Annotated in this window: 14 protein-coding genes; 5 read left to right on the top strand and 9 right to left on the bottom strand. The window is 58.8% G+C overall.

The features are described 5' to 3' along the window. Window positions 1-7 precede the first annotated feature (7 nt). The 7 genes from LA304_RS06700 to LA304_RS06670 form a co-directional block, all read right to left on the bottom strand. Window positions 8-1,825, bottom strand: coding sequence for a feruloyl-CoA synthase (locus LA304_RS06700; protein ID WP_224502334.1), 1,818 nt, complete (start codon window positions 1,823-1,825; stop codon window positions 8-10). A 44-nt stretch (window positions 1,826-1,869) separates the two neighbouring features. Next, window positions 1,870-2,319 carry a MarR family winged helix-turn-helix transcriptional regulator gene (locus LA304_RS06695; protein ID WP_224502333.1) on the bottom strand — a complete coding sequence of 150 codons (450 nt, stop codon included), beginning with the start codon at window positions 2,317-2,319 and terminating at the stop codon, window positions 1,870-1,872. 16 nt (window positions 2,320-2,335) lie between these two features. Then, window positions 2,336-3,658 carry a TRAP transporter large permease gene (locus tag LA304_RS06690; protein ID WP_224502332.1) on the bottom strand — a complete coding sequence of 441 codons (1,323 nt, stop codon included), beginning with the start codon at window positions 3,656-3,658 and terminating at the stop codon, window positions 2,336-2,338. Then, entirely contained in the window at window positions 3,658-4,197 is a 540-nt protein-coding gene (locus LA304_RS06685) for a TRAP transporter small permease (RefSeq protein WP_224502331.1), read from the bottom strand. Before LA304_RS06685 ends, LA304_RS06690 begins: the two co-directional genes overlap by 1 nt. Window positions 4,198-4,202: 5 nt before the next feature. Continuing rightward, window positions 4,203-5,243 carry a TRAP transporter substrate-binding protein gene (locus LA304_RS06680; RefSeq protein ID WP_224502330.1) on the bottom strand — a complete coding sequence of 347 codons (1,041 nt, stop codon included), beginning with the start codon at window positions 5,241-5,243 and terminating at the stop codon, window positions 4,203-4,205. A gap of 107 nt (window positions 5,244-5,350) precedes the next feature. Then, window positions 5,351-6,124: a crotonase/enoyl-CoA hydratase family protein gene (locus tag LA304_RS06675; RefSeq protein ID WP_224502329.1), complete on the bottom strand. Its 774-nt coding sequence runs from the start codon at window positions 6,122-6,124 to the stop codon at window positions 5,351-5,353. 31 nt (window positions 6,125-6,155) lie between these two features. After that, on the bottom strand, window positions 6,156-6,920 hold the full coding sequence (locus tag LA304_RS06670) for an SDR family NAD(P)-dependent oxidoreductase (RefSeq protein WP_224502328.1): 765 nt from the start codon (window positions 6,918-6,920) through the stop codon (window positions 6,156-6,158). Between the two features lie 380 nt (window positions 6,921-7,300). On the opposite strand from LA304_RS06670, the gene LA304_RS06665 reads away from it, so the two are divergent. From LA304_RS06665 to LA304_RS06645, 5 genes are all read left to right on the top strand, one after another. After that, window positions 7,301-8,050, top strand: coding sequence for a hypothetical protein (locus tag LA304_RS06665; protein WP_224502327.1), 750 nt, complete (start codon window positions 7,301-7,303; stop codon window positions 8,048-8,050). Then, window positions 8,050-9,942 carry an MFS transporter gene (locus LA304_RS06660; protein ID WP_224502326.1) on the top strand — a complete coding sequence of 631 codons (1,893 nt, stop codon included), beginning with the start codon at window positions 8,050-8,052 and terminating at the stop codon, window positions 9,940-9,942. The genes LA304_RS06665 and LA304_RS06660 overlap by 1 nt, the downstream gene beginning before the upstream one ends. Beyond that, window positions 9,939-10,931 (top strand): ABC transporter substrate-binding protein, encoded by a 993-nt coding sequence (locus LA304_RS06655; RefSeq protein WP_224502325.1) that lies wholly within the window; start codon window positions 9,939-9,941, stop codon window positions 10,929-10,931. The genes LA304_RS06660 and LA304_RS06655 overlap by 4 nt, the downstream gene beginning before the upstream one ends. A 148-nt stretch (window positions 10,932-11,079) precedes the next feature. Continuing rightward, complete coding sequence (locus tag LA304_RS06650) at window positions 11,080-11,790, top strand: HupE/UreJ family protein (protein ID WP_224502324.1); 711 nt, start codon at window positions 11,080-11,082, stop codon at window positions 11,788-11,790. 13 nt (window positions 11,791-11,803) lie between these two features. Beyond that, window positions 11,804-12,442 (top strand): transmembrane anchor protein, encoded by a 639-nt coding sequence (locus LA304_RS06645; RefSeq protein WP_224502323.1) that lies wholly within the window; start codon window positions 11,804-11,806, stop codon window positions 12,440-12,442. Between the two features lie 16 nt (window positions 12,443-12,458). On the opposite strand, the gene LA304_RS06640 is transcribed toward LA304_RS06645, so the two are convergent. Further along, window positions 12,459-12,923, bottom strand: coding sequence for a cyclophilin-like fold protein (locus LA304_RS06640; protein WP_224502322.1), 465 nt, complete (start codon window positions 12,921-12,923; stop codon window positions 12,459-12,461). Between the two features lie 64 nt (window positions 12,924-12,987). Further along, window positions 12,988-14,190: an NAD(P)-dependent alcohol dehydrogenase gene (locus tag LA304_RS06635; RefSeq protein ID WP_224502321.1), complete on the bottom strand. Its 1,203-nt coding sequence runs from the start codon at window positions 14,188-14,190 to the stop codon at window positions 12,988-12,990. Window positions 14,191-14,347: the final 157 nt, after the last annotated feature.

The following is a 14,347-nucleotide window of genomic DNA, read 5'->3' as shown; positions in this document are numbered from 1 at the left end:
CAATTCCTTACACTCGGATCAGGGCCGGATCTTCGTTGTCGTAAAGACGTTCAAGAAGATCAGCACGTCGGGTGATGATTTTGCGGGTGTTCAGAGACCCTTTGTCGGTAATCTCGCCATCTTTTACAGAGGGCGGTTCGGCCAGAATGATGGCGCGGGCAATGCGTTTTGCGGAGCCGGAGGCAGCGCGGGCCATCTTGCGCAGGACGTGATGGATTTCGGCCTGAAGATGCTCATCAATGACAGCCCCCTCAGAACAGTTGTCACCGTGCACATGATCGGGACGCGGGAAGACGAACAGGCCGATTTCGCCGCGATCATGACCGCAGATCACCACATCAAGCACCAGACCACGGAGCGCGTCGAGCGCGTCAAGGCGCAGCTTGCCGGCCTGCACCCATGTGCCGGTCAGAAGTTTGAAGTCCTCGGAAACGCGGCCATCAAAGACCAACCCGCGATCAGGGTCTTCAGGGTCGAGGAATTTGACCGCATCGCCGGTGATGAAAAACCCGTCTTCGTCAAAGGCCTCCGCCGACTTTTCCGGATCGTTGAGATAGCCCGGCATGACGTTCGGACCACGCACGCGGATTTCACAGCGCATGTCATCATCCGGCAGAAGTTTGACCTCTGCGCCCGGCAACGGGCACCCGATCACGCCGGAGCGGCCAATCGGTTCGTGGACCATGACGTTTGCAGGGGCGGTTTCCGTCAGACCCCAGCTTGAAATCATCAGGGGTAGCTTGCCACTCACTTCGCGAGACATCTCTTCGAGACGGGTCCAGATGTCCTGCGGCAGGGACGCGCCCGCGTAGAACAGCATGTCGAGGTCTTTGAAATAGGCCTCGCGGAGCTTCATGTTGTGCTCCATCTCATGCACGAGCATGGAGAACCCGACCGGCACGTTGAACGCGGACGTCCCTGCCTTATCGATAATGTTCTCGACCGTGTGCTGGAACAGCGCCTTCGTCGGCTTGCCGTTGTCGATGTAGAACGAACCGCCATGCATCAGCATCATGTTGACGTTATGGGAGCCGCCGAACACGTGGTTCCAAGGGAGCCAGTCAACGATGCGCGGAGTGCGCTCTTTCATGAAAGGCAGCACGGACACCATCTGCGCCTGGTTGGCACACATCATCCGCTGCGTCGTCAGAACGCCTTTGGGGTCGGAACTAGAGCCAGAAGTGAACAGGATTTTGGCGAGCGTATCCGGTCCGACATTTGCGTGCACCGCATCGAGATCCACGCCCGCGTCCCCTTTGAGAAGCTCGGCAAAAGGGGTCACGGGGCGTGGCGCGCCCTCCGGGAGAGAGGCCACGATCTCGATGCCATCAAGATCAGAGAGTTCGAGTGCCTTCGCATAGCGCGAAGCATCATCGACGAATGCCATTTTCGGCTGGGTCTTCTTGATCGCGTATTGAAGGCGGAAGTGGGCTTCCTCGATCAGGGAGTATTGCTCCGCGAGCGGCACGGTCGGCACACCGGCCCACTGCGCCCCAAAGGACAGAAGCGCGTGATCGACGGAGTTGCCGGACATGATCAGGATCGGGGTGCTTTCGTTGAGACCGCGGGCTGCGAGAGAGGCGGCAATCGCTTTTACGCGCTCGAGCACTTCGCCATACCCCAACTCCCGCCAACCGGCGCCGGAGCGCTCGGCGAGATAGATGGTCTCGGGACGCTCTGCCGCCCATTTTTCGAGCCAGACGCCTGTATGATCCACGACCGGATCAAGCGGCAGTTTCGAGGTGAGGATGATCTCTCCCGCGCCCTTGCGTTCCATCTGGACAGAATGCGGTGCGATTGTGAGCCCCGTCGTTTGATCTTTCATTACTTCCTCCCAAGACAGCGATCTGCGCTGTTGTTCCTCTCGGATTATTTCCGTCCAACCCGGCCCAGAAGGGACTTCAGGCTGGCGCGTTCCTCATCAGTCAGGTCTGCGAACAGACCGTCTTCGTGAGCATGGACGGCTTTTTCCGCCTCGGCCCATTTGGCCTCGCCGATCGGGGTGGCACGCAGGGCATACTGCCGCCGGTCCCCCTCAACGCGTCCGCGCTCGATAAATTCTGCGCGTTCCAGTTCATCCACCAGCACCACCACGCCGGAGCGTTCGATATGCAACGCCTCGGCGAGGCGGCTCTGGGAGATGTCAGGATTTTCAACGATCACCGCCAAAGCGGAGAACGAGGTCATGCGAAGCCCGATCGGCTCAAGAACGCTGGCGAGGTCTTCACGCACTGTCAGGAAAGCGCGCTTCATATTGTAGCCAACGAACTGACGCAGGTTGCAGTCGGTTGTCACCTTGGGTTCGCATGATTTTTTCATATCTGGTCCTCTTTCCTCAGTTCGCGACCAGATCAACCAACCAGAAGCTCAGGACCGGAAAGCTCACGAGAATGGCGATCCGGAAGAACTCCGCGATGATGAATGGTGTCGTGCCCCGGAAGATCTGGCTGGTCGGGATGTCCTTCGCCATAGACGAGATGACGAAGAGATTCATCCCCACCGGTGGCGTGATCAGTCCCATCTCCACGACGACGAGAGAGATGATCCCGAACCACATCGCTTGCTGTTCCGGCATTAGGCCGAAATCGAGCGCCATGATCGTCGGAAAGAAGACCGGAACCGTGAGCAGGATCATGGAGAGACTGTCCATGAGGCAGCCCATCACCAGATAGAAGACAATGATCCCCATCAGCACCAGCATCGGCGAGACGTGCGCAGCCGAGAAATAGTCTGCGACCTCGGTCGGCATACGGCTCAGGGCCAGCGCGACGTTGAAGATGTCCGCACCGAACACGATGGCAAAGATCATTGCAGTCGACCCGGCGGTATCAATCAGGCAATCGAGGATCGCGCGACCATTGAGACCTTTGGTCAAAAGACCCGCAACCAACATCAGGATCACGCCGACAGAGGCGCCTTCGGCGGGTGTGAAGAAACCACCGTAGATACCACCGAGAACGATCACGAAGATCAAAACAACGTGCCAGATATCCTTGAGCGCTTTCAAACGCTGACCAAAGCTCGCCGGTTCGTGGGTCGGACCCTCATTCGGGTAAAGGCGCACATAGACAGCGATGGCGATACAGAAGCCGATCACAGCCAGAATGCCAGGAATTGTCGCCGCGAGGAACAGCTTCACGATGTTCTGCTCTGTGAGCAGCGCGTAGATGATCAGCACCACGGACGGCGGGATCAGGATGCCGAGCGTGCCACCAGCCGCGAGAGACCCTGACGCCAGAGCACCGGAATACCCGTGCTTGCGCATTTCGGGCAATGCCACACGCGCCATCGTGGAGGCAGTCGCAAGCGACGAACCGGAGATGGAGCCGAACATCGCACAACCCGCGACAGAGGCCATTGCTAGACCGCCACGCAAGTGACCGATCCACGCATTTGACGCGGCGAAGATGGCGGCGGAGATGCCGGAGCGCGTCGCAAGATGCCCCATCAGGATGAACAGCGGCACGATGGCCAGTTCATAGGACATGAATTTGTCGACCCACGCCGTATTGAAATAGGCCATGAGCGCATAGGGAGAGGCGAGCGCGATGTAGCCCGCGGCACCGACCAAGCCCATACCAAGGGCAATCGGCATCCGCGCGAAGATCAGGAGCAACAGCACCACGACCATAATGATTGCAATCGTGAGCGGTTCCATCAGCGGACCTCCAGAGCGCGGAAGGCATTGCTCATCATCGGAAGGCTCTGAATGAGCGCAACGATGGCTGACAGTCCGGTGCCAAAGACAGCCGGCACATAAGCCCACCAGACGGGCGCGCGCAGCAGCATTGTCTTGTCTCCGTAGTCATGCATTTCGAGAAGCCCCATCACGAGGCGCCATGTCAGAAACGCCCAGCACACCGCGAAAATGAGTGTCCAAACACCATCGAACCGACGTTGGGTGACGGGTTTGAGCCAAAGAGTAAAAAGATCGACCATAACGTGGCCTTTGTTGAACTGGCACAGAGGTAGAAACAGTGAGGCACAGGCCGCACAGGCCAGTTCCACCAATTCAAAGTCACCGCGAATGCCGCCGATGCCGATGTTGCGCATCACGACAGACAAAGTAACAGCCAGAGACGCCGCAAAGATGACGGCGCCGCCGAGGCCCGCAGCGGCGAGGCAGATGACCCGGAGGGTCCGGAACAGGGGGGTATGCTCCCCCTGATCCGTCTCGATATTAAGCCGTTCGGCCATCTCGATTAGCCCGCGTCCAGAAGTTCGTTCGCGCGGCCAACGATCGCAGCACCGTCGAGGCCAGCGTCGTTGAGCTTGCCGATCCACTCTTCGTAGACCGGAGTAGCCATCTCACGCCATTTAGCGATTTCTGCGCCCGGAATGGTGTGGATCTCGTTGCCCTGCTTTTCGACAACACCGCGACCGAAGGCCTCAAACTCGTCGAACTGCGCGCCGAGGCGACGGGACAGGTCGATGCCGGAGTGATCGTCGATGACTTTGCGCAGATCGTCGGAGAGACCTTCGTATTTGCGCTCGTTCATGACGAGAGCAAATGTGTTGGCGTACAGACCGCGAGAACCGGCTTCCGGCTCGTTGGAGATCGAGGTCAGTTCCTGAAGCTTGAAGGCTGGAACAACCTCATACGGAAGACAGCAGCCGTCGATCACGCCGTTGGACAGACCAACAACCATCTCGGTCACCGGGAAGAACACGGTCTCTGCGCCCATTAGTTCGAGCATCTTGCCCGTCGCCTGGTTCGGCGCGCGCAGTTTGAGGCCCTTGAGGTCTTCAGCCGTGGACACGCGCTGACCACGGGTGTGGAACTTGCCACCGTCGTGAGTGTGGAACGCGAGCGGTTTCAGGCCCTTGTATTCGTTCTGACCGAATTCATCCATCAGGGTGTGCATCGCGACAGAGGTTTTCTCCGCGTTGGTCACCATAAACGGCATTGCCATCGTTTCAGCTACCGGGAAACGGTCCGGCGTGTAGACCGGCAGTGTCCATGTGATGTCTGCGATACCCTGACGTGCCTGATCGGCGAGCTGAGGCGGCTTGCCACCGAGTTGCATGGACGGGAACATCTGCATTTCGATCGCACCGTCAGTGGCGTCTGCGATCTCTTTGGCCCAGACGTCAAAGAAACGGGTCTGCATCGGCGCGACACCCGGCAGGAAGTGACCAACGCGGAGGGTCACTTCGGCAGCGTGTGCTTTTTTCAGGAATGCAGGGGTAGCAAGTGCGGCGCCCATCGTCGCCATCGCCATACGGCGGGTCATCTGTGTCATGTAAATTCCTCCCATGTCATGACAGTGTCCGGTCATTGCCGGACTACGATGTGTCCAACGCGGGCGACCTCCCGTGCCGCCCGTGTCGATCTCCTCGGACCTGTGTTTTAACGGAACACAGGTACACGTTTCTCGAGGAAGGCCTTGAGGCCTTCTTCGGCGTCCTTGCTGGTCTGGGACACGGCAGCACACATGCTTTCCATGAACAGACCGTCAGATTTCGCCATGTCTTCGATCCGGCTGATGGCCTGGATCATCATGTAGTTGGACAGGGTCGCGTTCTTTGCGATCTTCGCTGCGAGCTTCTGCGCGAGCGCGAGCGCCTCCCCTTCGTCCACGGCGTAATGCGTCAGGCCAAGTGCGAGGCCCTCGTCAGAGTTGTATTTGCGACCGGTGAGCATCATCTCACACATGCGATCTGCACCGAGGATGCGGCCAATACGGACGGACGCGCCACCACCGACGAAAATCCCGCGCATCCCCTCGGGCAGCTGGAAAATCGTGGAGGGCTCAGAGATACGGACATGCGTGGACGCGGCGAGTTCCAGACCGCCCCCGATGACAGCACCGAACATCGCGGAGATGACCGGCAGGCCGCCGAATTGGATTTTGTCCATCACGCCGTGCCAGTTGCGGGAGTGGCGCATGGTGCCCTCCGCGTCGCGGGCGACGTGCTCGGACAGGTCGAGCCCGGAACAGTAATGCCCTGCGGTGCCAGTGAGGATCACCACGCGCACACCTTCCGGCGGCGCAGAGAAAAACCCGTCGAGCGCGTCCAACAGTTCGTCGCACATTGCATTGCGTTTGTGCGGACGGTTCATCGTCAGGGTCGCGATCGCCCCTTCGATTTCAACCTTCAAGATATCGGCATCAGTTGTCATAGCGGCTCTTCTTTTCGTCTTTTTGTTTGTCTTATTTGATTGGCATACGCGCAGCGGCGTCGAGGCGGATGGTCGTCCCGTTCAGCATCGGGTTCTCGACAATCGCCTGCGCGAGGCGCGCATATTCATCCGGATCGCCCATGCGCGACGGATAGGGAACGTTCTTGAGGATATCGGCCTTGATGTCGTCCGGAAGTCCGGCACTCATGGCCGTCTCGAATAGGCCCGGCGCAATTGCCATCACACGGATGCCAAAGCGCGACAGTTCGCGCGCGGCAGGCAAGGTCATGGAGGCAACGCCGCCCTTGGATGCAGAGTAGGCAGCTTGGCCGACCTGACCGTCTTCGAAAGCGACAGAAGAGGTGTTGATGATCACGCCGCGGGCGCCATCGTCGTCAATCGCATCCGCCGCCGCCATGGCGCGGGCTGCGATGTTCATCACCGCGTAAGTGCCCAGCAAGTTGACGTTCAGGGCCTTTGCAAAGGTGTCGATCGTTAGGGAGCCGTCGCGCGGCAGGATGCGCGCAGCCGTTCCGATGCCCGCACAGGATACAACGATGCGCGGTGTGCCCAGATCGCTCTCGATTTTCGCGAAGGTCGCTTCAACAGCCGCCGGATCGCTTACGTCCACTGCATAGCCAGTTCCACCAATCTCGGCAGCCGCATTTTCCGCTGCGTCATTGGACAGATCAAGAATGGCGACACGTGCGCCCTGCTCTGCTAGCCTTTTAGCAGTCGCGAACCCAAGCCCACTGCCGGCGCCGGTCACAACGGCGACACGCCCTTCGATTTCCATGAATTTTCCTCCCGTTTGAAAGAAAGATGCAGAAGCATAATTGTTCTGTCAATTAACAATTATTCCGCAAAACATAAAATGCCGACTAAAGCACGGATTTGCCTCAGAAAATTAGCGCAAACATTTACTTTGGATCAGCCTCCGACCGGCACTCAAACCGCTGCATTCATGCGAAATTCTCCCCAAAACCACCTCAAACCAACGTCGCCACGACGGTCTCCGCCCCGCTCGCTTAGACACCTTGGCCGACCGATTGATTCCACCCAGCTGGCTAGTCTGTGATGGTTTCGGGGGCACATCGCGAAAAACAGAGAGCAGATTTGCGCGATTATCGCGCCTCAGTTGACAGCGATCCGAACCGCCCCGTAACAATTCTCTAAATGCAAACAAATTCATTTTCATACCGGGGACCGATCCTCTCAGCGGTCGCGATCAATATCGCAGTGCTCGTCGTTTTCGTTGTTCTCGCGGTTTTGCAGTTCGATCAGGTCCGGACAGGACTGGAAAAAGAACGCCTGACGGCGGTCGCGGATCGCGCCTCAGAGCCCCTGGCCTCCGCCGCGATGATCGGCCTGGATCTCGCCTCGGTGCGCAATCTCGACTCTATCCTCGAACGTGCACGCCAATCGGATGAGGCAATCATGGCGCTCCATGTTCTCGATAGAAACGGTGCGATTGTGAAGAGCACCGCACGGAGCACGATCAGCCTCGAAACGCCGGAGATACAACGCTATTTTGAGGACGCTGCCTCCGGGACCAGTTTTCAGGAGAGCGGCACCTTTCGCTACCTCAGAACTTTTACGCGACCCTCCGGCGATATCGTCGGGGCCCTGTTGATGGAGTATTCCGGCGAAACGGCGCGCACGGCCGTTTGGGCGATGGCCGGACGGCTCGCCACGGCCGCGCTCGGGTTCTGTGTGCTCAGTAGCATTTTCTCAATGCTCGCTGTGCGGTTTGTCTTTGACCGTGAAAAGCGGATCGACGACGTGTTTCTCTCTGCCGACGCAGCCTCTATGCAGCAGATGTGGCGCGATGAGACCACCCACGAGGACCGCCCAACAGGAGACGTTGAGGCGCTCATGAGCGCAGCGGAAGCAGAATACCACCGTTTGCGGGAGGCGCGCCTGTGATGCGCCGCGCCGTCATTTCCAAAAAGGATTTGCGCCTGCGCGTCACCCTCGCGCTCGCATTGATCATCGCAATGACAATTGCGACGTTCTCCGCTGCGACCTATCGCGCCTACAACAATGCGATTGCACCGGAGCTGCGTCAGAGGATGGATCTTCTTGGCACGATGCTCCGCGATGACATCCAGCGAACCCTCGATCTCGGCATTCCGATCGACGCGGTTGCGGGGCTCGATCAGCGGATCGCATCGACGGTCAAGGCATTTCCGGAGGTCCGCGAAGTCCGCATTGTTGCAAACAGCCGTGAGGTGCTGGTTCAAATCCAGAACGGGAACATCGCCGACGCAGAGCGAACTGCTGAAGGTGACGTTGCATGGACGAGCACCTACTCTGTTATTTCCGGAAGCAAGATCACAGCCGAAATCCAGCTTGTTGGCGATCCACGCCAAATCGAGACGCGCCTGTTCGGTGTCTTGATCGAAATCGGTGTTGTTGCGCTTGCGATCATCTTTTTGGGTGTCGAGATCATGCTCGCGCTTGCCGCGCGAACGATCTGGCAGCCGCGTGCCGCCGTCATGCGCCTCCTCGAGGCCCAAAGTCGCGGAGATTTCACGAGAACGATTTCTGTGCCCCCGGACGCCCCGCTCCGGAGACTTGTCACGCGACTGAACGACCGCGCGCTGCATCTTGCCAACGGTGAGCGCCCGAAACGGCTGGACGTCTCTCTCCCGTTGACCGGTCGCTTGCCGATGTTCCTGCTCGCGCTAGGGACCGAGACGACGGCCTCCTTCCTCCCGATCATGGCGCGTAATGCCGACAGGATGGAGGCACTCCCCGCCCCGATTGCTGCTGCTCTGCCACTGGTGCTCTATCTGTTTGCAGCCGCCGTTTTTGCGCCTGTCGCGGCACGCGCGAACCAGCGCATCGGCCCACAGAAAGCATTCTTCTGGGCAACTCTCCCAATCCTGATCGGCCTGATCGCAATGGCGAGCACCCAAAATCTTGCCCTGATCGCTTTCGGGCGCATGTGTGTCGGTGCGGGCTATACGCTTGCGGCTGTCGCCTGCTCCGCCTTCATGCTGCGCGCGGGCGGAACGGAGGCTGCCGCCCAGACACAGGCCTCACTCAACACGGCACTTTATGGCGGCGTGCTATCGGGATCGGTTATCGGCGGGATTACAGCATTTGAAGTGGGATATCCGGCGGCTATTCTCCTCGGCGTAGTAACAACGATGATCGCATCGATGGCTGCCTACTGGGGCCTTTCGGGACCTGCAGGCCAAGTCGCAAAGACGACCACAGCCGCGCAAACCGAGGCACGCCGCGTTATCCCGTTCGCCACCATTGTGGCCTTCCTCGCCGTCCCGATGAGTGCGAGCACCGCCATCGTGGTCTGGTATTTGATACCTTTGAACCTGTCCCAAGCAGGCTTTGAGACCACGATGATCGCCCGCATTGTCATGCTCTACTACCTCGCAGCCATTCTGGTGTCGCCAATCGCAAGCAATGTCTCCGTCTCACTCGGACTCAAAGACAGCTTCGTGGCCGGCATTGGTGCGCTCATGGCTGCGACAGCGCTTTTTAGCGCAGGATTTTATGGAACGCCTCCCGTATTCGTGGTCGCACTCCTCGGGATTGGACATGCCGTCCTGAGAGCGCCGCTCTATGCGCTGGTCGTGTCCCGCTCCGGTAGAAACCCGATCTGGATCGCCCGATATCGCCTCTCGGAGCGCGTTGGTGCCATCGTCGCCTTTGTCACTGTTTTCTTTTTTGAAACCGACAGCGATCCGGCGGTGATCTTTTCAATTCTTGGCCTGCTCTCCTTGTGTGGTGCTGCGGGTTTCCTCATCATGACCCAGAATTGGGATCGAAAGGGAGAGGTTCGAGCACCATGACGAGACGTAAGACGCTAGCAGCAATGGCCCTCGCGTTATTTGCGACGCAAGCCGCCGCAGAGGAAAAGCATGTGCTCTTCGCCACATGGCGAGGCTGTGAGGAGGCTTGTCAGGGGGTACTCGACTATCTCAATGAGGTTGACCCTAACATCCAAGTCACCGTGCGTGATGCGGCGAGAGACAAGGAGCAGCTCGAAGGGATCGTTCCCGAGGCGCGCGCCTCAAGTGTCGATGCCATCATTTCGTGGGGCACGTCAGTCACTCTCGCCACCGCAGGGACACTGGCGCAACGCAACGATGCGGCAAAAAATACCGACATTCCCCAAGTCTTCATGATCGTTGCAGACCCTGTCGGCTCTGGCATCGTCGAGAGCCTTGAAGCCACGGGGCGGCCGAATTTGACGGGCACCTACAATCGCGTGCCGGAAACAGTCACCGTCAACACCCTGCGTCGGATTGTTCCCGATTTCGGAACACTCGGCCTGCTCTACAACCCGAATGAGACGAATTCTGTTGTGAAGCGTGACGAATTGGCCGCTCTTCTTCCCGAGATGGGCATCGATTTCGTTGATATCGGCTTTGAACTCACAGAGGCGGGGTTACCAAAGGTCGAAGACATCGGTGAACTTGTGCGGCGGCTGAAACATAACGGTGCTGATGCGCTCTATGTCGGCAGTTCGTCCTTCCTGCGCTCGAATGCAGCAATCCTCGGATCCGCCGCGAAATCGGCCGAACTCCCGGTGATCAGCTCCTACGAAGAAATGGTGCGCGACGGCAATGCACTTATCTCTGTGGCGGCACGTTACTACGACGTCGGGCAGTTGGCTGGGCAACAAGTGGCCGCAATCCTTATTGACGGCCAAGACCCCGGTTCCCTCCCCGTTGCGAAGATGGAAGAATTTGCCCTCACCGTGAATTTGAGCTTTGCGGGCGAGATCGGTGTCTGGCCCCCCGTCGACCTTCTCGAATTCGCCGATGTGGTGAAGTGAGCCTCTCCGCACCACACTCAAATTTGCGACCTACGGACAACTTGATACGATAGGCTCGGCTCCCCTACCAAAGAGGTGTGTCCCTTCGCGGAGACGTCGCAATTTTGGGAGAGCGCACGTGAAAGCCGAACAGGCGGTCAGGAACGGAATGCGGTACGCCCGTGGCTTCGGCGCCCTTTTGGCTGTTGTCCTGCTGCTCGTCCTCGCCTCATTTGCGACGCAAGCCTCTGCACACAACGTAACTGAGGGCGACGCGGGCTATATTCAGGAGATCTGGGGCGCCAATCTCATACCCTTCGCCTATCTCGGCGCGAAGCACATGGTTACAGGTTACGATCACATCCTGTTTCTCTTGGGTGTCGTCTTCTTCCTCTACCGGATGCAGCACGTCGCGATTTATGTGAGCCTCTTCGCTCTCGGCCATTCGACCACCATGCTCGCCGGTGTCTATTTCGGCTGGGACGTGAATGCCTATCTGATCGACGCCATCATCGGCCTTTCAGTGGTCTATAAAGCCCTCGACAACCTCGGGGCCTATCAGCGGTGGTTCGGAATTCAGCCGGACACCAAACTCGCCACGCTGATCTTCGGCTTCGTCCACGGTTTGGGGCTCGCCACCAAAATCCTCGACTACGACATCGCCGCCGAGGGGCTCTTGCCCAATCTTCTCGCGTTCAACGTCGGTGTCGAACTCGGGCAGATCATGGCGCTGTCCGTCATCCTGATCGCGATGGGGTGGTGGCGGCGCCAAGACAGCTTCTGGCGCCATGCCTACACCGCCAACGTCTTCATGATGTCCATGGGCTTCATTCTCATGGGATACCAGATCACCGGTTTCCTCGTGGCCAGCTCAACGTGAAAGGACGCGTCCCATGTATAACGCAGACAAACCCACCACCGAGGACCTGCCGAGCAGCGCTCAGCTTTTGAAGTCGACGTTGATCGCGCTTGGTGCAGCGATCGTCATCTTGTTTACGGTCGTCCTGCCTGCCGAATACGGGATCGACCCGACCGGCGCGGGCCGTGTTCTGGGCCTGACAGAAATGGGAGAGATCAAGAGCCAGCTCGCGGAAGAGGCTGAGATGGATAGGCAAATGTCCAAAGAACTCTCGGAAAATGGAGACCAGTCGAGCCTTCTCGACCACTTCTTCGGTCTCTTTATCACGCCAGCCTTTGCAGAGGAGTTCGACGCGGAGGACTGGCGTGATGAGCTTCGTCTGACACTCGAACCGGGGGAGTCAGCGGAGTGGAAACTTGTGATGACTGAGGGCCAAACCGCGCTCTACCGCATGACCGTCGAGGGTGGGCGCGTCAATTTCGACATGCACGGGCATGGCGCGGACCAGTCCGTTACCTATGAAAAGGCGCGCGGCTCCGCTGGATCGGAGGGCGGACTGATCGCGCTTTTCGACGGTCAACACGGCTGGTTCTGGCGCAACCGCGACAAAGAGCCTGTGACCGTCACCCTACTGGTCCGTGGGGAATATGCGGAATTGAAAGAAGGCGAGTGAACTCAGAGAACGCCGCTCACTCGGCGAGCTCGATCCGCACAGACGTATCACCGGCGGCGACAAGCGCAGAAAGCGATCCGTCGAAAGCACCCAACCGGACCAATCCGCGGGATTTCTGGAACGGTTTGTAAAAGATCGCGAGATTGCCCCACGGCGCGTACAGCGTGATGTCGCCGGTCTCGGGTTTGTAGGCATCCGGCGCGCCGCTGGTGTCGAGTTTGCGCGGGAGGTCGGAAACTTTCTCGATACCGTGGTAATCCGACAGCATCAGGTCAAGCGGGAGCATCGCAGCGAAATCACGCCCCGCAGCGGTGTCGTCGAGCGTGGCCGTGAGAACCTCGGAGCCGAAAGTGAATTGGATTTTGGTCATGTGAGGGTCTTTCTGAAGTGTCGTATCGGATGCGTCCGCCCAAGCCGGAAGTGTCAGAGCAAAGAGGCCGAGCAAGACCGAGCGAAAACAGCGCGCAAGAAATCTGAACATCTGCCTGGCTCCACATAGTAAGTACATCAGGACGGACGCAGTCGCCCGTCCTGACAGGATGGCATCAGGCCGCAGTCATGTCGATGACATACCGGTAGCGGGCCTCTTTGTTGACGACCTTTTCACAGGCTTCGCCAATCTGATCCGGCGTGATCATCTCATAGCTTGCAGCCACGCCGTGGTCGGCGGCAAAGTCGATCACAGCCTGCGTTTCCGCAATGCCGCCGGTCATGGAGCCAGCGAGGCTCTGACGGTTGAACGCCATCATCATGCCTTGCGCGCCTTCAACTTCGAAGAGAGCGCCGACGTTTACCAGCGTCTTGTCGAGTTTGAGCATGTTGAGGAACGGCTGCATGTCGTAAGCCACGGGCACGGTGGAGATCATCAGATCAAAGCTCATCGCCTGTTTGGCCAGCGCTTCTTCATCGGACCAGAGATAGGCCTCGACAGCACCGAACTCTTTGGCGTCTGCGATTTTGTCCTCGGAGGTGGTGAAGACCACAACCTCGGCACCTTTCGCGACGGCAAGTTTCACGGCGAGGTGGCCGAGACCGCCCATGCCGATGACGCCATAGCGCTGACCCGGTTTCAGGTCCCAGTGATTGATCGGGGAGAAGGTGGTGATGCCGGCGCAAAGCAGCGGGGCAAAACCAGCGAGATCAACTCCCGGCGGGATGCGCAGGGCGAACTCTTCCTTGACGACGATCTTCTTGGAATATCCGCCATAGGTGATACCGCCGGAGATTTTGTCCTCGGACCCATAGGTGAAGGTCGTGCCGTTAAGGCAGTTCTGTTCGCGGTCGGCGAGGCAGTTGGCGCATTCGCCACAGCTATCGACCATGGTGCCAACACCGGCATAATCGCCTTCGCGGAACTTGATCACGTCCGCGCCCACGGCCACAACGCGGCCCACCATCTCGTGGCCCGGAACCAGCGGGTACACGGCAGGACCCCAGTCGCCTTTGTAGGTGTGGATGTCGGAGTGGCAGATCGAGCTATACATGATCTCGATGACCACATCTTTCGGCCCTGCGGCGCGGCGGGTGATGGTGTGCGGCGCAAAAGAGCCGTCGGTATCAAATGCGGCCCAGGATTGAACTTGGCTCTCAGCCATTGCATCGGCGCTCTGCGCATGGGCGGCCCCAGCAAAGCTCGTGGCTGCCAGCGGCGCTGCAACGGCGGCAGCACCCGCAGATGTCAGGAAACCGCGGCGACTCTCGCCGTCGCGAGTGAGAAATTCAGGTGAGTTATTACAGGCTTCGCACATAGCGTCCTCTCTGTTGGGAAGGGGATTGAAGTACGCACTGTAAAATGGCGCAAATCCCGTCGGGGATAATCTCCCTTCCCCTCAAGCCATTCATGAGACGCGATCATGAATGCTCTGAAGGATCGGGCCATGATCATGCCCGCCCCGCTTCCTAGGT

This window comes from Celeribacter litoreus (assembly GCF_020165855.1).
Classification (GTDB): Bacteria; Pseudomonadota; Alphaproteobacteria; order Rhodobacterales; family Rhodobacteraceae; genus Celeribacter; species Celeribacter litoreus.
Note: the sequence above shows the minus strand (reverse complement) of the source record. Positions and strands in the feature narration are given on the sequence as shown.